We start from the raw sequence: 18175 nt of genomic DNA, 5'->3' as shown, positions 1-18175 counted from the left end.
CCATAGCAATCTCCCCGCTCAGCCATGAAAGGATCGGCACGCGTCACGCGCTGCTTTTCTTCACGCCATGCCGGACAGCTCGCGAAGCGCATGCCGAACCTACGCCCGAAGAATGACGTGCTCCACGGGGCGGCGGAGCGATCTGGGCAATTTGGGACCATAGCCGAACCTCATCACGAGATCCGGTCGACGGTCACCGATACCCAGATAGGTTGCGAATTGGCCTCGCACGACGGGAACCTCGACCGGTTGATTGATGAAAGCATGCCGCAGTTGGAGAGCCGTCGCCTGGAGGGCGAATCGCTGGCAGCAACGGCCGGCTTCGGCCCAAGAGGCCGGTTCATTCTTGTCGGAGACGAACACGGCAACGCCGGCCGAACTCCTGAGCTGGCTCTCGTATTTCCTGTTCTCGGCACCCTTGGTGAACACCTGGCTGAATATCAAGCGGCCGATCCAGCCTGGCAGGACTGGACTGCCGGAGGATTTCGAAAACAAGCCGTCTCGCGTCGAAAGGGCTTCGCCATAGCTGAATCGAATCCACGATTCCAATTCCTTTACGAACGCGACATCGTCCAACTGCGCACTGTTGCCTGCGACGAGATAGGAGAGGATGTCTTCACGTTGCTGCCGCTCGGTGAAAAGCAGCATCCGCACACCGTCGCCGTTCCCGGCGGCTTCCAGAAGCCGCAGATGCCCGGGCGGGACAGACCGCCCATCATAGAGAGCGCGCGTCGATTGACGATGCGGGATGGCGTCGAACAGGTCCGTCCGTTCGGGCAGCGCGGCCTCCAGGTCGACCCGTATTCCGCGCGCAACTGGGTCGTAGCTCGGAACCGCCCGAAGTCCGAACGCGCGAGCCGCTTGAACCATATTCTCGACGGCGCAGCCGAGGCTGGCGAACACGTGATGGTCATCGGGATCGACGGCGGGCAAGCGACGCCCGGGATCGGGCAGCACAAGGACGGAGCGGTCCGAGAGCCGGAATTGCCAAGGCTGGGTGTTGTGGCTGTTTGCCGCCAGGGTGGCGTAACGGACAAGTTCTCGTCGGGCCGATGACAGTGGCAGATCGGTGCTGTCGCTATGGCGCCACGTGGCGTTGATAGCGCCCTCATAACCGGAAAGACCCCGGGCGTTCATAACAAGCGCGGATCCGCCACCAATCGCGGCAAGCCCTGCTCCGACGGTAAGCGCGGCCAGGAACCGGCGACGGCCTTGATGAACCTCAGACATGATGGCTGCATATTACAACCAGACCCCGCCTGGCTTTGATTTGAATCATTGCCTACTGTGGCGGTGGCCTCGACTTTGCGTCTTCGTCAGGCGCGACCCTGAGCGACCAGCAGCTGCAATAGCTCGTTCGTTGTTTCGAACAGCTCTGGCAGCAGATCGCTGTCGCGGAAGCGGCCATCACGATTCTTAGGTCGGTTCTTCACGCCTATTTCATTCGCTGCCGGAGAGGTTGTGAAGAGGCAGGGGAGGTCAACTCCTGATTCCTGCACCCATCAGCCTGCCATCCAGCCGCCATCCACCATCAGGTTGATGCCGGTGACATAGCTCGCCATGTCGCTGGCGAGGAACAGGGCAGCGCCCGCGACATCGCTCGGGGCACCAAGCCGTGGCCACGGCGTGCGCCGCCGTGAATAGTCGAGTGCGTCGGGATCGTTGGCCACGCCCGGCTTGCCGGTGATGATCTTGCCGGGCGCGATGGCGTTGCACACGATGAGGTCGCCGGCGTGGTCGACGGCGATCTGCCGCGTCATCTGTACGATGCCGCCCTTGGTCACCGAATAGGGAAAATCGCCAGGGCAAGCGACCATGCCGTGCTGCGAGGAAATGTTGATGATGCGGCCGCGCACATCGTTGACCGGCGCTTGGGCCCGCATCTGCATCACCGCCCGTTTGCAGCAGTGGAAGAAGCCGGTCAGGTTGACGCCGATGACGCGGCTCCATTGCTCGGGCGATGTCTCGATCAGGTTGGTGCTGGTGTAGACCGCCGCGTTGTTGACCATCACATTGAGCCGCCCGAAGCGCGCGACGGTTGCCGCGACCAGCGCATCGACCGCATTCCACTGCGCAATGTCGGTCTTGACATACATCGCCGTTCCGCCGGCCTGCCCGATCAGGCTGGCGGTGCTCTCGCCGCCCTCGATCGGCAGTTCGACCGTATCGGCGATGACGATGCTGGCGCCTTCCGCCGCGAGCTTCAGGGCGATGGCGCGGCCGATGCCGGAGCTTGCGCCGGTGACGATCGCGACCTTGTCGGTGAGCAGCGGCATATTGTCCTTCAGCTTTCTCGACGAACAGGCTTGCCCTGCGCCGGATCGATCAACACCTGGTCGCGCACGATCTCTTTTCCGCCCAGGAAAACATTCGTCAGCCATGCCTTGACGGTCCAGCCATTGAACGGCGTGTAAGCCGCACGCGACAGCTGATCGGCATTGGCGACGGTACTGGATTGCCTGGGATTGACGATCAGCATGTCGGCGTCCCACCCGGCTGCGATCCGTCCCTTGCGCCGGCCAAGGCCGAAGCGCTCTGCAGGATTGCGAGCGCATAGGCGCACCAGATCGGGCAGCGTGATCAGACCCTCGTCGACCAGTTTCAGCATCGCCTGAAGCAGCGTCTGCAGCCCTGGCATGCCGCCCGGAATGTCGGCGAAGGCCGCGTAGGATGCTGCCTTTTCGGCTGGCGCGTGCGGCGCATGATCGGTGGCGACGATGTCGATCAGTCCAGCGCCGAGAGCCGCGCGCAAGGCATCGACATCCCGCAGCGATCGCAAGGGTGGCGACCCCTTCAGCCGGGCGCCTTGCGTCTCGTAGTCGTCGGCGCTGAAGAACAGATTCTGCGGCGTGGTCTCGACACTGGCATCCGCCAGGTCGCGCAGCCTGCTCCAGACCTTTGTGCCGAGTTCCGAATTGATCTGCCGGACATGGATGCGGGCTCCCGTCGCGGCGGCGGCCAGCACGGCGCGTGAGATGCCGCCGGCTTCCGCCAAAGGCGGGCGGCTGTCGAGAAAGTCGGCAATCGTCCCGGCTTTGTTACGCTCCACACTGCCGGTCAGGATCGATTGATCGCCCGGTGAAATGCCGATCAGCGTATCGGCCCGGTCGAAATTCGCCAGAGCCCGGGCAATTTCATCGAAAGTCGAAAACAGGAAGGCTTCCGGTACATCGGCGGTGAACAGCTCGAATGACACCGGCGCCAACTCGAGCAGGCGAGGGGTGAACGACAGGTCGCGGCTGACCACGGCCTGGAAGCCGACATCGACATGGATGCGGCCTTCGGCCATCGCCATCTTGTCGGCAAGCTGTTCGGCCGTAGCCGTCCAAGGTTCGTCGGTGGGCATGTCGAGCACCGTCGTCACGCCGCCAAGGGCGGCTGCATGCGTGCCGGAGGAGAAATCTTCCTTGTGCGTCAGTCCAGGCTCGCGCAGATGCGCATGCGCATCGACCAGGCCGGGCAGCAGGAAACAGCTCCTGGCTTCGACGACGGTTCCGGCTACAGCCGTTTCGCCGGGTGCGACGAGCGCTGCGATCCGGCCCCCGATGATGCCGACGTCGCGCCGGTCGAGCCCTTCGGCGTTGACGATGGTGGCTCCCCGGATCAGCGTTTCGAACATGCCGCCATTCCCGTTGTTCTGGTCAGCCGCGCCGCTCGAAACTGGCGTGGTTGGCGAGCCAGAAGCGGGCGATGTCTTCGCGCCGCATGAAAGCAGCGGCCGGGTTCGTCTTCACATGCTCGATCACCTCACGCAGCCCGGATGCCCGGTTGGGCTGGCCCATCCATCTCGCATGGATGCCGATCGTCAGCATGCGGCCGCCGGTCTCATCCGCCTCGCCGAGCATGTAGTCGATCGCCGAGCGGCAATCCTCGGCGAAGTCGCGCGGATTGCTGTAGCCAGGCGCCACCAGATAGCGGCTGTCGTTGAGGGTCTTGGAATAGGGCACGACCAATATCTCCGTGCCCTGGTGATCGACGAAGTAGGGCAGGTCGTCGTTGCAGGGATCGGAGTGATAGAGAAAGCCGCCCTCCCGCACCAGCAGGTCGCGCGTGTTCACGCTCGGAAACGAGCGGCAGTTCCAGCCGGAGGGGCGCCTGCCCGTCAGCTTCTGGTAAAGGGCGACTGCTTCGTGCAACTGGCGCTCTTCCTCGCTCCGCTCCATCGTCGTGTAGTCGACCCAGCGCAACCCGTGGCCGAGCAGGTCATGCCCGCGCGCGTTCATCCACTCGACGACCGCCGGATTGCGTTCCAGCGCCACGGCGCAGGCGGAGATGGTGACTGGAATACTGTATCGGTCGAACAGTCGCGCGAGGCGCCACACACCGGCGCGGCTGCCATATTCGAAATGGGTCTCGGTGCCGAGGTCGCGCACCGGCGGGCTGCTGGCGAGATTGTATTCGCCCCAATTGTCGTTGCGGCCGTCCTCTGCCCAGGAATATTCCGATCCTTCCTCGTAGTTGAGCACCAGGTTGATGGCGAGCTTGGCGCCGCCTGGCCAGGTGACGAAGGGCGGGCGCGGGCCATAGCCGACGAAGTCGCGCGGCTGCGGCGCTGGCGGCGGATCGGTCGGCATCGGCTTTCTCCTCAAAGACCCTCGTTGGCGGCGATCCAATCCATGTAGTCGTGGAAGGCCTGCCTGGCTGGCCTTGGCCGCCAGTCCGTGTCCCGCTCGATGCGGGCAAGGTCGTATTCGCCCCACATGCCCGTCTTCAGCGCCGCGTTCATCACAATGTTCGCCGTCTCGGTCGGGGCGAGCTCGGCCTTCAGGCAGGGAACGCGCTCGGTGGCCCAAGCGATGAAATCGCCGACGGTCTGCGTACCGCCGCTGCCGATATTGTAGTGGCGGTAGCGCAGGTGCTTTGCGTCGAGCAGCGCCATGACCGCCTTGGCGACATCGCTCGACAGCACATAGTCGCCAAGGGGTTCGAGACTGTTCGGCCGGATCGTCTCGCCGGCCAGCGCCATATGCGCGACGCGGTTGGGCAGATGGCGGACGTTGCGGCTGCCGGTGACGCGGTCCATCGGACCGTAGACCGAAGACAACCGGACCGAGACGGCGGAAAGGCCGAACAGGTCCGCGTAGCGGTTGGTGACCATTTCGGCCGCAAATTTCGAGATGCCGTAGAGCGTCAGCGGCGCCACATAGCCGTCCTCGGGCAGCGGTTCGCCGTTCCAGTCCGGCCCGTTGTGACGATAGACCGACCCGGAGCTGACATAGACGAAGCGTTTGATGCCCGGTCGCCCGCGCGCCCATTCCAGCATGCGCACCGTGCCCATCAGATTGACGTCGACGATATCGGCCGGATTGTGGGCCTCCGGCTGCATCTGCGGGTCGCTCGGGCGCGAATTCGGCGTCACCGTCGCGCCGTGCACGATCGCGGTGATGTCGTGCGCATCAAGCGCTGCCGTCCAGGCGGAGGGCTCCAATATGTTCGCCGTCAGCACGGTGAGGCGGTCGCGCACCGGGGCGAAGAATTTCTCGGCGATCGCATCGAGCCCCGAGCGATCCAGAATCACGGCGCGGGCTTGCGGATCACGGTCCAGCCATTCGCGCGCGACCACGCTCATGACAAAGCCGGTGCCACCGGTGACGAGCAGCGTCATGTGAACTCCTGTGAAAACGAGTGAGCGATATCAGCGTGTCGCATAGCCGCCGTCCACGAGCACGTCGGAGCCGGTGACGAAGGATGCGTCCGACGACAGCAGGAACGCCGCCGCCGCCGCGATCTCGTCGGGCTCGGCGATCCGGCCAAGCAGATGCGCCGGTCCGAGGCCGGCATTGGCCGCCTCGAAGTCTGGAAATCTGCGCAGCAGGCGCGTGGTCGCCACCGCTCCCGGCGACAGGCTGTTGACGCGGATTTTGTCGGGCGCGTGGTCGACCGCCATCGCCTTGGCGAGGTGGATGAGCCCTGCCTTGGCGGCGCAATAGGCGACGGCCCTGGTGGTTGCGACGCGTCCGAACTGCGAGCCGATGAACACCACCGAACCGCCGCCGCCTGCCGCGATCAATGGCACCGCGAACTTGCTCATCAGGAACGCGCCGGTCAGGCTGACGTCGATCTCATGCCGCCAGGAGCTTTCGTCGAGATTGACGACCGTGGCGTTCGTCGAAGGTGCGGCGGCGTTGTGCACCAGCCCGTCCAGCCGGCCGAAGTGTTTTTCGGCAATGTCGACCGCGCTCCTGGCGGAGACGGCGTCGGTGACGTCGCATTGGCAAGCGACCGCCGAGGTGCCGAGCTCGTCGGCAAGTGTCTGCGCCGCCGCACCGTCGTAGTCGGCGCAGACTATCCAGGCGCCTTCGGCGGCGCAGCGGCGGGCAATGGCCGCGCCAATGCCGCTTGCGGCACCTGCGATCAGGATGACGCGGCCTTTCAGCCGGTTCGTCGCGGGGTTGTCCGTCATCAAACCTGTTCCTCGACAGTTTGCGCGGTCGGTGCCGAGGCCGGCCGGCGCACAAGATTGTAGCAGGCTGCGAGCGTAACCAGCACCGCTCCACCGCCGAGCAAAAGGAACATGGCCGGCGGACCGAGATGCGCCATCAACCCGGCAGCGACGCCCGGCGTCGCCACATTGCCGATCGAATAGAGCAGGAGAAGCGTACCAGAGGCGGCGACCATGTGCCGGACCGGCAGCTGCGAGGCGGCGAATGCCATCGCCACCGGATAGATCGTCAGCGCGGTCACGCCATAGAGGAAGAACAGGACGAACAGCAGCGGCACGGAGAGCGTGCCGAACCAGGCGATCGATGCGCAGGCCGCCACCGCCACGAGCCCTTGCACCAAGAGCATCACGCGTCGGTCAAACCGGTCCGACAGCCAGCCGACCGGCGTCTGCGCCAGCATGCCGGCGATGCTTATCGTGGTGACCAGCCAGACCGTGGTCGATGCCGACAATCCGATCTGCGTCCCGTAGATCGGCGTCAGCACGAAGATGTTCATGTTGGTGATGCCGGCCTGGAAGATGGCGACGACCGTCACTGGCGCCAGTTTGAAAAGTGCCAGCGGCCCCAGCCGCGCGGCCCTTGTTCCGATCGCCGGCGTCGGATCGGCCGGAACCGAAGGCAGCGCGGGCCAGCGCAGTCCGGCGACTTTTGGCAAGAACGCCAGCAGCACCATAACCGCGGCGACGGAAAACAGATGCGGCGACTTTGGGCCGACCAGCGCGACCAGCACCTGTCCGAGCAGCACCGCTATCGCCGTCGTCAGCATGTAGATCGAAAACATCGCGCCGCGATTGTGCTGTTCGGCATAGAGATTGATCCAGCTTTCGCAGACGACGAACATCGAGGCCATCGACATGCCGCCGAGCAGCCGGAAGCAGAACCAGCTCGGCACGAAGTCGGTGAGGACGAAGCCCGCGGCCGCCAGCAGTGCGGTTGCCAGGATCACGACGAATGTTCGCTCATGGCCGTACCGGGCGACCAGCGGACGCGTCATCAGGCACCCGATCAGGAAGCCGACTGGATAGGCTGTCAGCACGATCTGGACCACGTCCGGGGCGATACCGGGTTTTCCAAGGTAGAACGACACGGCGGTGGTCAGCATGGCGCTGCCGATGCAGGCGAGACAGATGCTGGCCATGATCGGCAGCAAGGCGCGCGAGCGTTCCGCGTTCCGCCAGAAGCCCCTCGGATATCGAGCGATCGGCCCCATGGATGCCGCCGTCAGCCGGCTACGAGACGCATCGGGAATCGGAAGCGGGGCCGATGACCGACGCGGGACTTTCATGCATTGCGACGGCTCCCCTTGGCAGTGCCGTTGATCAGCGGCTGCTGCTCGCCCTCACGGAAGCTACACCGAGCCAAGCGTGTCACAAACGAAGATTGACACGGCTATGGCGTCAATTTTTTTGGCCATCCGAATTGCGGAAAGCAGCGCCTCGCCGTCTGTCGGGCTTTACAGTCGTTTTGTCTGCTCCATACCATGGCCAAACTGCCGAAAACCGAAATCCGCCAACGGGAGAACCTGCATGACGATCGAACGTCTCGAGAACGGCCAACGCTTCTGCCGTGTGCTGCGCTACAACGGCACCGTCTACCTGGCCGGTCTGACCGCCGACGATCTTTCCGGCGACACTACGGAACAAACGAAGCAAATCCTTGCCAAGATCGATGCCTGTCTGGCCAAGGCCGGCAGTGACAAGACCAAGCTCTTGAGCGCCCAGATCTGGCTGCGCGACATCGCCGATTTCGACATGATGAACACGGCGTGGGACGCGTGGATCGACAGGAGTGCCATGCCCGTCCGCGCGACCGTGGAGGCGCGGCTTGCCGGCGACCAGTATCGCGTAGAGATCATGGTGACGGCGGCTGTTGGCTAGGAGCCGGATCCGCAAAGGGGGCGGCAAAACCGATGCATGAGCTGGTGATCAGAGGTGGACGCGTTGCCCTCGACGACGGCTGGGCCGAATGCGACATCGGCATCGACGAAGGCCGTATCGCAGCCATTGGCAGCGGGCTGACGGGGGCGACGCTGCTCGACGCAGGCGGCCGTTGGGTCATGACCGGCGGTATCGACGCCCATTGCCATCTTGACCAGCCGGTCTGGGGTGGCGCGGGCAATGCCGACGATTTCGAGTCCGGCACCATATCGGCCGCGTTCGGTGGCACCACCTGCATCGTTCCGTTCGGCATGCCGGGCCCCGATATGTCGAGCGTCGATGCGGTGGATCGTGCGTTAGATCGCGCCGCGGGCCGCGCGGTGATCGACTATGGACTGCACGCCGTGGTGACCATGGGCACGGGCGCCGACGTCAAGGCGCAGCTTTCCTCGCTGGCGATGCGCGGCATCGCCTCGGTCAAGCTTTTCATGACCTATCAGGGTTTCGCGGTCGACGACGATCTCTTCTTCGACATACTGGACGCTGCGCGCGGCCTTGGCTGGATCGTCATGGTCCATGCCGAGAACGACGCTGCCATCCGCCGCACGCGCCAGCGCCTGATCGATCTCGGCCGCACCGACATCCGCTACCATGTCGTTGCCCACAGCGAGACGATGGAGCGGGAGGCGACGCATCGCGCCTTGGCCTTCGCGGAAATGACTGGTGCGCGCATGACCATCGTCCACGTCTCCTCCTGGCAATCGGCCGAGGAGATCGCACGGGCACGCACCCGGGGCGTCGATGTGGTCGCCGAGACCTGTCCGCAATATCTGTTTCTCGGTGCGGCTGATCTCGACCGTCCGGCCAGGGATGCGGCACGCTTCGTCTTTTCGCCGCCGCCTCGTTCGCCCCGCAGCCGAGAGCATCTGTGGCAGGCGCTGATCGATGGCGGCATCGATCTTTGGTCCTCCGATCACTCCCCCTATTTTTTCGCCGACAAGATAGGCAGGGCGGAAACGCCCGGCTTCAACACCACGCTGAGCGGCATCCCCGGCATTGAAACGCGGCTGCCGCTGCTGTTCTCGGAGGGGTTGCTGACCGGCCGGCTGACGCTTGGCCGCTATCTCGATCTCACCTCGCGCAATGCCGCAACGGTTTATGGGCTCGCGCATGCCAAGGGCAGGATCGCCGTTGGCCTCGACGCCGACCTGGCGCTGTGGGACCCCACGGCACGTTGGACGCTTGGCCATGCGGCCCTGCATTCGCGCGTCGACTTCACGCCCTACGAGGGCCGGAGCGTGACCGGCAAGCCGACCACCGTCCTGGTGCGCGGCGTGCCGGTGATTGCCGACGGCGTGCTGCGGGCGCAGCCGGGTTTCGGACAGTTCCTGCCACGCACCGCCGCCGATCCGGCCCGATCCGGAAAACCTGTCGAGGAGACGACCCCATGGCTAGATGCCTGACCATCGCGGTCTGCCAGACCGGGCCTATCCAGCGCAGCGCCTCGCGCGCCGAGACGGTAGGCCGCCTTGTCCATTTGCTGGAAGAGGCGGCAGTTGCCGGAGCCGAGCTCGCGGTGTTCCCTGAAATGTCGCTGACGACGTTCTTTCCGCGCTGGCGCATCGACGATACCGCCGAGATCGAGGCCTTTTTCGAACGCGCCATGCCGGGGTCGGAAACACAGCGGCTCTACGACGCCGCTGCCCGCCTGAAGATCGGCTTCGCACTCGGCTACTGCGAACTCGTGCGCGAAGACGGCCGCACACGCCGCTTCAACACCATGGACCTCGTCGGCCCCGATGGCGATTTCATCGGCCGCTACCGCAAGATGCATGTGCCGGGGTCGAGCGAACCGGAAGAGGGCACGACCACGCATCTGGAGCGGCGCTATTTCGAGCCCGGCAATCTCGGCTTTCCCGTCTTCGACTATCGCGGCGTCCGTGTGGGTCTCGCTATCTGCAACGATCGCCGCTGGCCGGAAACCTACCGGATGCTTTGCCTGAATGGCGCCGAGGTCGTGCTCATCGGCTACAACACGCCGCTGCTGCTCGACGAGGCGCCGGCGCTGGCGCATCTGCGCATGTTCCACAACCATCTGCCGATGCAGGCCGGCGCCTATCAGAACACGCTGTGGGTGGCGGCCGCCGCCAAGGCTGGATTCGAAGACGGCCAGGCGCTGATTGGTGGCTCCTGCATCATCGCACCGACCGGCGAGATCGCCGCGCAGGCGCTTTCGCTCGGTGACGAGGTCATCGTCCATCGCGCCGATCTGGACTTGATCGCGACATGCCGGAAGGTGAACTTCGACTTCGCCCTCTATCGCCGCCCGGACCAGTATCGCCTGATCGCCGAGCAGGTCTGATGTTGAGATTCAAATGGGCCGCGACCCAGCCAGTCGAATGCAAGGTATGAGGGTGCATCCGGCCATTCCCCTGTCGCTGGGCGAAATCGTCGAGAACGGACTGTGCATCGGCTGTGGGCTGTGCCCGTCGCTTGCCGGCCCCGGCGTAGTCGAGATGGTCATGACACCTGAAGGTCGCCTCCGTCCGCTTGTCCGGCAGACACTCGACCGGCCGACACTGACGCGCATCAACGCCGTTTGCCCGGGGACGCGGATCGCCGGTCCGGATCAGGCGCAAACAAACGATGCGGCTGTGCAAGACACCATCTGGGGATCCGCCGAACGGCTGGTCCTCGGCCATGCGGTGGACCCGACGGTGCGGTTTCAGGCGTCGAGCGGTGGCGTGCTGACGGCACTCGGCCAGTTCTTGCTGGACTCCGACCGCGTCAGCTTTGTCTTGCACGTCGCCGCATCGCAGTCAGCGCCGATGCGCAGCGAGCAGCGCCTGAGCTTCGACGCGGCTTCGGTCCTCGAAGGCGCCGGGTCGCGCTATGGCCCGGTGGCGCCGCTGGCGGATTTCGGCGAGATCCTCGACCGCGGCGAGCCCTTTGCGCTGATTGCCAAGCCTTGCGACATCACCGCCGTGCGCAACCTGGCGCGGCTCGATCCGCGCGTCGATGATTTGATGCGCTATGCCCTGGCCTTCGTCTGCGGCGGCGCCTCGGACCTGTCGAAATCGGAGCAGGTGCTGCAGCGCTTCGGTCTCGGCGAGGAAGAGCTTGCCCTGTTCCGCTACAGAGGGCATGGCAATCCCGGGCTCAACCGGGTCGAGACCAGGGACGGCCGCGCTTTCGAACTCACCTACCGGCAGCTGTGGGAAGACGAGGACAAGTGGATGATCCAGCCGCGCTGCAAGATCTGCACCGACGCGATCGGCCAGGTGGCCGACATCGTCGCCTCGGATGCCTGGTTGAATGGCGGGCCAGCGCTCGACGACGAAGCGCTCAACGGCATCATCGTGCGCACCCGGCGTGGGCTGGAACTGTTCGATGCCGCCGTTGCCGCCGGCGCACTGGCCATCAAGCGCGAGACCAGCTTTGCCGAGCTCGGCGAACTGCAGTCGCATCAGGTTCGCAAGCGCCGTGCCGTGTGGGCGCGGCTGAAAGGCATTGAGATGGCCGGCAAACCGGTCCCTGCGGTGATCGACCTGGCCCTGGAGGACTGTGCGCTGCAGAATTCGCTGGCCGATAATCTCGCCGAGGGGCGCGGCGCTCGCGACCGCGCCCGCCGCGGACGCCTGGGGGAACCGCCTCCGGTGCCGCGTAGCGGAGCCGGTGCAGCCACGTTGAAGGATGAGCCTGTATGAGTGCCGCCGAGGAAACCGACGTGATCATCATTGGCGGCGGCATTGCCGGCGCCGGCGCCGCCTTTGAGATCTCCCGTTCGGCCAAGGTGGTCCTGCTCGAGCGGGAAAGCCATTGCGGCTACCATACCACCGGCCGCTCGGCGGCGAGTTTCACCGAAAATTACGGCAACGGCGTCATCCGCCGGATCGTGCTGGCAAGCCGGGCGTTCATGATGGAACCGCCCACCGGCTTCTCGGACTATCCGCTGCTCAGCAAGCGCGGCATGATCACGGTGGCGCGCGCCGATCAACTCGAGCTCTTGGCTCAGGATCTGGAGGCCGCCCAGGCCCTGGTTCCCTCGATCGTCGCCATGACGCCCGCCGAGGCGATCGCGCGCGTGCCGGTGCTGCGCGCTGATTATCTCGCCGGCGCTTACATCGAACCGCATTCGATGGATATCGACGTCAACGGCCTGCACCAGGGCTATCTGCGCGGTGCTCGTGCGCGCGGCGCCCGGGTCGTCACCAATGCCGGCGTCAAGGGTATCGGCCGGCAAGGCGGCCAATGGCGTGTCGAGACGCAGGCGGGAACGTTCCTTGCACCAACGCTCGTCAATGCCGCCGGCGCCTGGGGCGACGAGATCGCTGTCATGGCCGGCGTGCGCCCGATCGGCCTGCAACCCAAGCGCCGCACCGCCTTCAACATTCCAGCACCCGCCGGTGTCGACATCACCGACTGGCCGCTGGTCAACGATGTCGGTGCCGAATTCTATTTCAAGCCGGATGCGGGCCAATTGTTCGTCTCGCCGGCGGATGCGACGCCGTCGGCGCCGATGGATGCCTATGCCGACGATATGGATGTCGCCATCGGCGCCGAGCGTCTCGAAAAGGCGACGACGATCGAAGTGCAGCGCGTGTCGCGTTCATGGGCGGGCCTCAGGACCTTCGTCGCCGACGGCTCGCCGGTCGTCGGGCCCGATGACGCGGTTCCGGATTTCATCTGGGTGGTCGGGCAGGGCGGCTACGGCATCAAGACCTCGCCAGCGCTGTCGCGCGTCTGCGCCAGCTTGATCGGCGGCGGTGGCCTTCCCGACGACGTCGCCAGGCAAGGTGTTGAGCTGTCGGATCTCACCCCGCAAAGGCTGCGGAGCGCTCGCCAGGTTTCGGCGTCGTGACAGCCACCGGCCTGACGATAGGTGGCGCTCTTGCCGGGCGCGTGCTGGACGCGCTGGCGGAGGCCACCACCGACGCACCGGGCATAACGCGGGTGGCCTACGGCCCCGGCGAGCGTTTCGCCCATCAACTGATCCGCGAGGAAGCAGAAAGACGTGGCGCCATGGCGCGTGTCGATGCCGCCGGCAATCTCTATTTGACGCTGAAAGGCCTCAACGCCGACCTGCCGGCGATCATTATCGGCTCGCATCTCGACAGCGTGCCGCATGGCGGTAATTTCGACGGCGCCGCCGGTGTCGTGGCGGGACTTGCGGTGATCGCCGAGTTTGTCGCTCAGGGCAAGCGCCCGTCACGCGATCTCACCTTGCTGGCGACGCGCGCCGAGGAGGCGGTGTGGTTTCCTCTGTCCTATCCCGGCAGCCAGGCCGCTCTCGGCCTGCTCGAACCGCAGGCGCTCGAAGCCAGGCGATCCGACAACGGCCGGACCCTGGCCGAGCATATGCGCGAGGAAGGCTTCGATCCCGACGCGGTCAGGCGCGGCGTTGCCGGCATCGAAGCCAGCCGCATCGCAGCCTTCGTCGAAGTCCATATCGAGCAAGGCCCGCGCCTGGTGGCCGCCGGCGTGCCGGTCGGCATCGTGACCGGGATTGCCGGCGGCTTTCGCTATGTCGATGCCGCCTGCTTCGGCGCCTACGGCCATTCCGGCGCCGAGCCGCGCTTTGCCCGCCATGACAGCGTGCTCGGCTTTGCCGATCTGGTCGCCGGTCTCGAAGCGGAGTGGGACGCGCTCGAGCGCGAAGGCCACGAGGCCACCATCACCTTTGGGCGGGTGGAATCCGATCCGAGCCAGCATGGCGGCAGCCGGGTGCTGGGCGAACTTCGCTTCACGCTCGATGTGCGCAGCGCCGATGCCGCCGTATTGGAGAGGATCGAAACGCGGCTTCATGCGCTTTTCGCCGAGGTCGGGGCTAGGCGTGGCGTCACTTTTGAGGCCGGGCCACGCTTCACCTGGGAGCCGGCAACCATGTCGCCGGCACTGATCGCCGCATTCGACCGTGCCGCCGGCGATCTGCAGATGCGTGCACCCCATGTGCCGAGTGGGGCCGGGCATGACGCCGCCACCTTCGCCGCGGCGAATATCCCGAGCGCGATGCTCTTCGTGCGCAACGAGAATGGCAGCCACAATCCTCATGAAAGCATGGACATCGCCGATCTCGACCAGGCGATCCGTCTGCTTTTCCGTTTCGTCACCGACTTTGATAATCCCCGAGAACAGCCATGAACCTTGCCGCGACCGCATTGCTCGCCATCGATCTGCAGAACGAATACCGCCCCGGCGCCGCCTGGCCGGTTGTCGGCTATGACGCGGTGCTCGCCAACGCCGCCCGCTTGATCGCCGCGGCACGCGCGGTAGGCATGCCGGTCATCCACGCCCAGGCCTGGGTCAAGCCTGAGGAACGCAACGGCTATGCACGGCAGGAGGAAATCCTGACCGAGGAATTCCGTTCGGCCGTGGCCGGCAGCGCTGGCGCCGATATCTGCGCCGAGGTCGCGCCGCTGGCTGGCGATATCGTGATCCACAAGCATTGGCCGAGCGTCTTCCGCAGGACGCATCTTGCGCAACGTCTTGCCTCACTCAAGGTCGAAAACCTGATGGTTGCCGGCGTGCTGACCGACAGCTGCGTCACCGAGAGCGTTTTCGACGCGGTCTATCAGGGGTTCAGGGTCTGGCTGGTCAAGGATGCCTGCGGCAGTATGACCGAGGCCATGCACCGCACCGGCATGCTCGACATGGCGAACCGCCTATACGGCGGCGGCATCATGCGCGTGCCCGAAGCGCTGAAGGCGCTGGCCGGACAGCCGTTCGACGGCTGGCGCTGCACAAGGCCGGTGGAGTTCACCTACACGCTGGAAACCGTCGACCGGCTCTACGAAGCACTGTGATCAGCACCGCATTTGCACCCGCCCTTGATGATTTTGGATGACGCCGGCGGCTTGAGAACCGTGCCCGGCAGTGCGCCGGTCGCCTTGCCATCGCGCCAGACGGATATGCCGTTGACGAAAACATGCTCGATACCGGCGGCGGGCTGACGCGGCTGCTCGAAGGTAGCGGTGTCGATGATCGTCGCGGGGTCGAAGATGACGAGATCGGCGAAATTGCCTTCGGCCAAAACACCGCGCCGGTCGATACCGAACTCCCGCGCCGGCAGGCCTGTCATGCGATGCACGGCCTCTTCCAGGCTGAACAGCCCGACGTCGCGGGCATAATGGCCGAGCACGCGCGGAAAAGTGCCCCACAGGCGCGGGTGTGGATGAATGTCATGGGGCAGGCCATCGGAGCCGATCATGGTGCGCGGATGTGCGATGATGTTTCGCACATCCGTCTCGTCGAGCTGGAAATAGACGGCACCCGCCGGCAGCAATCGCTGGCCTGCCTCGCGTTCGCTGCAATTCCATTCGCGCGCTATGTCGCTCAGCTCGCGCCTTGCCATTTCCGGATGCGGATCGGACCAGGTGACGAGGATCTTCAGGCCTGTATCGCAGCGTTCCAGCCGCAGCACGGTCGAGCTCGCGGCATAGGGATAGACATCCATGCCGATGTCCATTGTCTCGCGCGCCCGGTCGATCCGTTTCAGCGAAGGGCCGCTTTTGCCAAAATTGGCGCGGCCGGTGCATTGGTGATGCGAGATGAACAGCTTGCCGCCGGCATGGTCGGCGATGTCGATGGCTTCTTCGATCGCCTCGTCCATCGTCTCGAAATAGTTGCGCGTATGGGTGACATAAGGCCCGCCAAGACGTGCCGCCGTTGCCGCGAGCGTCTTGACCTCCTCGGTCGATGAGTTGACCGCCGGCGGATAGTCGAGGCCGGTGCTGAGCCCGAACGCACCTTCGGCCATCGCCTGCGCCACCGCTTCCTGCATCAGCACCGTCTCTGCGTCATTGGCAGGGCGGTCGGTGATCGGCATGACGCGCTGGCGCAAGGTGGTGTGGCCGACGAGCAGCGCCGCATTGGTGGCGATGCCGCGCTGCCTGAGTTCCGCGACATAGTCGGCAAAGCGGTCGAAGCGGAAATTCTCCTGGCCGCCGACCAGCGTGAAGGGCGGCGGTGGCGTCCTGTCGAGCAGCAAGGGGGCGAGGCTCACGCCGCAATTACCGGCGATCACCGTGGTCACGCCCTGACTGATCTTCGGGTCCATGCCATGCGGCGCCAGCAGCGCGCCGTCGTCATGCGTGTGCACGTCGATGAAGCCCGGCGCCACGATCTTGCCCGAGGCGTCGATCTCCAGCGCGCCGCGCACGTCATCCAGTACGCCGATGGCGGCGATCCTGTCGCCGGCAACCGCCAGATCGGCTTCGAAACGCGCCGAACCGTCACCGGAAATCAACGTCGCATGGCGGATGACGAGGTCGTATGGCATCAGTTTTTCCCTTTGCGGCAGGTCCGGCCATCAACCTTCGGGGTTGGCGGTGATCTCCTCGCGACGGTGTGCGACATAGGCGTCGAGCTCCTCGCGGACCGCAACGTCCATGACTGGCTCCTCGTAATCGTGAAGCGCCTGCTGCCAAAGCTCGGTGGCGCGTTCGAGCGCATCCTTGCCGCCCGCTTCCTGCCAGGCGCCATGATTCTGCCAGTTGGATAGCATCGGCTGGTAGAAGGCGGTCGTGTAGCGCGACATCGTGTGCTCGGCGCCGAAGAAATGGCCGCCGGCCGGTACGGACTTGATCGCCTCGAAACCGAGATCGTCCTCCTGGAATGGTAGTGGCCGCAGGAACTCCATCATGTTCTGCAGGATCTCGACATCGAGGACGAGCTTCTCATAGGAAGCGGTCAGCCCGCCCTCCAGCCAGCCCACCGCATGGTAGATCAGATTGGCGCCGCCGAGCACCGCGCCCCAGGTCGCCATCTCGGTTTCGTAGGCGGCCTGCAGGTCGACCACGTTCGACGCATTGGCGTTGGAAGTGCGGTAGGGCAGATGATAGCGCCGCGCCAACTGGCCGGCGATGATGTTGGCCTTGGCGTTCTCCGGCGTCCCGAAGGCCGGCGCGCCCGACTTCATGTCGACGTTGGACGTGAAGGCGCCGTACATCACCGGCGTGCCCGGGTTGACGAGTTGCGTCAGCACCACACCGAACAGCGCTTCCGCATTCTGCTGGCAAAGGGCCGCCGCCAGCGTGACCGGCGTCATCGCGCCCATCAGCGTGAAGGGGGTGACCGTCACCGGCTGGCCGTGCTCGGCCATCGCGATCAGGCCTTCTGCCATGGCGTCGTCGAACAGGCGCGGCGAGTTGATCGATATGATGGTCGTCACGCCAGGCGAGGCGCGCATTTCCTCGACGCTGATGCCGCGTGCGATCGCCATCATGTTTATGCCGTCCATTGCTCTGGCTCGGCCGATTGCCGTGCAATGGAAGCTGAGATCACTGAGCGTCAGGTTGGCGTAGTAGGTGTCGAGATGGCGCGAATTGGCCGGCAGCTCCATCGGCGCCACGACCTGGTTGCCGATGATGTGGATGGCGTTGAAGTGGTGCGCCAGCCGGATGAAGTTCTGGTAGTCGGCAAGGTTGCCCTGGCGGCGGCCATTGATGCGGTCATGGACGTTGGGCGGGCCGGCGACCAGCCCGAAGACCAGCGAGTTGCCGCCAAGATGCACCTGCTTGTCGGGATTGCGGCTGGTCAGCGTGAAGGAAGATGGAACCTTCCGCAGCGCTTCGGTCACCAGGCTTTCGTCGATGCGGATGGTCTTGTTCTCGCGGTCGACGATGGCGCCCGCCGCCGCAAACAGGTCCATCACCCGCTCGCTCATGACGCGGATGCCGAGTTCCGACAGGATGCGCATCGACGTGTCGTGCAGCCGCTGCATCCGCTCCTCGTCGAGGAGCTGCATGGGCGGATAGGGGTTCTCCACGTGCTGCCAGGGCAGTTGCGCGATGCCGCCGCCGCCGCGTCCGACCTTCGCTCTGCGGCCACCGCCGCGCCTGTCCTGTGTCATGAGAT

16 protein-coding genes are annotated in these 18175 nt (G+C 65.1%); 7 read left to right on the top strand and 9 right to left on the bottom strand.

Annotated features, from left to right (window positions below; translation table 11 throughout):
* Positions 1-99: 99 nt before the first annotated feature.
* From NR193_RS07100 to NR193_RS07070, 7 genes are all read right to left on the bottom strand, one after another.
* Positions 100-1230, bottom strand: a complete 1131-nt coding sequence (locus NR193_RS07100) for an Acg family FMN-binding oxidoreductase (protein ID WP_256750159.1) — start codon at positions 1228-1230, stop codon at positions 100-102.
* A 272-nt stretch (positions 1231-1502) separates the two neighbouring features.
* Positions 1503-2276: an SDR family NAD(P)-dependent oxidoreductase gene (locus NR193_RS07095; RefSeq protein WP_256750158.1), complete on the bottom strand. Its 774-nt coding sequence runs from the start codon at positions 2274-2276 to the stop codon at positions 1503-1505.
* 8 nt (positions 2277-2284) lie between these two features.
* Positions 2285-3619: a dihydroorotase family protein gene (locus tag NR193_RS07090; protein ID WP_256750157.1), complete on the bottom strand. Its 1335-nt coding sequence runs from the start codon at positions 3617-3619 to the stop codon at positions 2285-2287.
* A 22-nt stretch (positions 3620-3641) separates the two neighbouring features.
* Complete coding sequence (locus NR193_RS07085) at positions 3642-4574, bottom strand: allantoinase PuuE (protein WP_256750156.1); 933 nt, start codon at positions 4572-4574, stop codon at positions 3642-3644.
* 11 nt (positions 4575-4585) lie between these two features.
* Positions 4586-5605: an NAD(P)-dependent oxidoreductase gene (locus tag NR193_RS07080; RefSeq protein ID WP_256750155.1), complete on the bottom strand. Its 1020-nt coding sequence runs from the start codon at positions 5603-5605 to the stop codon at positions 4586-4588.
* Between the two features lie 30 nt (positions 5606-5635).
* Positions 5636-6403 carry an SDR family NAD(P)-dependent oxidoreductase gene (locus NR193_RS07075; RefSeq protein ID WP_256750154.1) on the bottom strand — a complete coding sequence of 256 codons (768 nt, stop codon included), beginning with the start codon at positions 6401-6403 and terminating at the stop codon, positions 5636-5638.
* A complete protein-coding gene (locus NR193_RS07070) occupies positions 6403-7653 on the bottom strand; it encodes an MFS transporter (RefSeq protein ID WP_256750153.1) in 1251 nt (416 codons plus the stop codon). Before NR193_RS07070 ends, NR193_RS07075 begins: the two co-directional genes overlap by 1 nt.
* Positions 7654-7969: 316 nt before the next feature.
* On the opposite strand from NR193_RS07070, the gene NR193_RS07065 reads away from it, so the two are divergent.
* From NR193_RS07065 to NR193_RS07035, 7 genes are read left to right on the top strand one after another with little or no spacing between them, the layout of a single operon-like run.
* Positions 7970-8320 (top strand): RidA family protein, encoded by a 351-nt coding sequence (locus NR193_RS07065; protein WP_256750152.1) that lies wholly within the window; start codon positions 7970-7972, stop codon positions 8318-8320.
* A 32-nt stretch (positions 8321-8352) separates the two neighbouring features.
* A complete protein-coding gene (hydA, locus tag NR193_RS07060) occupies positions 8353-9783 on the top strand; it encodes a dihydropyrimidinase (protein WP_256750151.1) in 1431 nt (476 codons plus the stop codon).
* Positions 9768-10682 (top strand): nitrilase-related carbon-nitrogen hydrolase, encoded by a 915-nt coding sequence (locus NR193_RS07055; protein WP_256750150.1) that lies wholly within the window; start codon positions 9768-9770, stop codon positions 10680-10682. The genes hydA and NR193_RS07055 overlap by 16 nt, the downstream gene beginning before the upstream one ends.
* 46 nt (positions 10683-10728) lie before the next feature.
* On the top strand, positions 10729-12027 hold the full coding sequence (locus NR193_RS07050; protein WP_256750149.1) for a Coenzyme F420 hydrogenase/dehydrogenase, beta subunit C-terminal domain: 1299 nt from the start codon (positions 10729-10731) through the stop codon (positions 12025-12027).
* Positions 12024-13181, top strand: a complete 1158-nt coding sequence (locus NR193_RS07045) for an FAD-binding oxidoreductase (RefSeq protein ID WP_256750148.1) — start codon at positions 12024-12026, stop codon at positions 13179-13181. Before NR193_RS07050 ends, NR193_RS07045 begins: the two co-directional genes overlap by 4 nt.
* The gene (locus NR193_RS07040) at positions 13178-14461 is read left to right on the top strand and encodes a Zn-dependent hydrolase (protein ID WP_256750147.1); all 1284 of its coding nucleotides are present in this window, start codon (positions 13178-13180) and stop codon (positions 14459-14461) included. The genes NR193_RS07045 and NR193_RS07040 overlap by 4 nt, the downstream gene beginning before the upstream one ends.
* Positions 14458-15123 carry a cysteine hydrolase family protein gene (locus tag NR193_RS07035; RefSeq protein WP_256750146.1) on the top strand — a complete coding sequence of 222 codons (666 nt, stop codon included), beginning with the start codon at positions 14458-14460 and terminating at the stop codon, positions 15121-15123. The genes NR193_RS07040 and NR193_RS07035 overlap by 4 nt, the downstream gene beginning before the upstream one ends.
* Here the strand turns inward: NR193_RS07035 and NR193_RS07030 are convergent.
* Positions 15108-16598 carry an amidohydrolase family protein gene (locus NR193_RS07030; RefSeq protein WP_256750145.1) on the bottom strand — a complete coding sequence of 497 codons (1491 nt, stop codon included), beginning with the start codon at positions 16596-16598 and terminating at the stop codon, positions 15108-15110. The two genes, NR193_RS07035 and NR193_RS07030, sit on opposite strands and share 16 nt — an antisense overlap.
* A 30-nt stretch (positions 16599-16628) precedes the next feature.
* On the bottom strand, positions 16629-18170 hold the full coding sequence (locus NR193_RS07025; RefSeq protein WP_256750144.1) for a trimethylamine methyltransferase family protein: 1542 nt from the start codon (positions 18168-18170) through the stop codon (positions 16629-16631).
* Positions 18171-18175: the final 5 nt, after the last annotated feature.

This window comes from Mesorhizobium sp. Mes31, assembly GCF_024519675.1.
Classification (GTDB): domain Bacteria; phylum Pseudomonadota; class Alphaproteobacteria; order Rhizobiales; family Rhizobiaceae; genus Mesorhizobium.
The sequence above is the reverse complement of the archived record's forward strand: the minus strand, read 5'-3'. Positions and strand labels throughout refer to the sequence as shown.

Coding starts and splice junctions, on each gene's coding strand:
- NR193_RS07100 (WP_256750159.1), bottom strand. CDS start 1,230: ATGTCTGAGGTTCATCAAGGCCGTCGCCGGTTCCTGGCCGCGCTTACC.
- NR193_RS07095 (WP_256750158.1), bottom strand. CDS start 2,276: ATGCCGCTGCTCACCGACAAGGTCGCGATCGTCACCGGCGCAAGCTCC.
- NR193_RS07090 (WP_256750157.1), bottom strand. CDS start 3,619: ATGTTCGAAACGCTGATCCGGGGAGCCACCATCGTCAACGCCGAAGGG.
- NR193_RS07085 (WP_256750156.1), bottom strand. CDS start 4,574: ATGCCGACCGATCCGCCGCCAGCGCCGCAGCCGCGCGACTTCGTCGGC.
- NR193_RS07080 (WP_256750155.1), bottom strand. CDS start 5,605: ATGACGCTGCTCGTCACCGGTGGCACCGGCTTTGTCATGAGCGTGGTC.
- NR193_RS07075 (WP_256750154.1), bottom strand. CDS start 6,403: ATGACGGACAACCCCGCGACGAACCGGCTGAAAGGCCGCGTCATCCTG.
- NR193_RS07070 (WP_256750153.1), bottom strand. CDS start 7,653: ATGGGGCCGATCGCTCGATATCCGAGGGGCTTCTGGCGGAACGCGGAA.
- NR193_RS07065 (WP_256750152.1), top strand. CDS start 7,970: ATGACGATCGAACGTCTCGAGAACGGCCAACGCTTCTGCCGTGTGCTG.
- hydA (WP_256750151.1), top strand. CDS start 8,353: ATGCATGAGCTGGTGATCAGAGGTGGACGCGTTGCCCTCGACGACGGC.
- NR193_RS07055 (WP_256750150.1), top strand. CDS start 9,768: ATGGCTAGATGCCTGACCATCGCGGTCTGCCAGACCGGGCCTATCCAG.
- NR193_RS07050 (WP_256750149.1), top strand. CDS start 10,729: ATGAGGGTGCATCCGGCCATTCCCCTGTCGCTGGGCGAAATCGTCGAG.
- NR193_RS07045 (WP_256750148.1), top strand. CDS start 12,024: ATGAGTGCCGCCGAGGAAACCGACGTGATCATCATTGGCGGCGGCATT.
- NR193_RS07035 (WP_256750146.1), top strand. CDS start 14,458: ATGAACCTTGCCGCGACCGCATTGCTCGCCATCGATCTGCAGAACGAA.
- NR193_RS07030 (WP_256750145.1), bottom strand. CDS start 16,598: ATGCCATACGACCTCGTCATCCGCCATGCGACGTTGATTTCCGGTGAC.
- NR193_RS07025 (WP_256750144.1), bottom strand. CDS start 18,170: ATGACACAGGACAGGCGCGGCGGTGGCCGCAGAGCGAAGGTCGGACGC.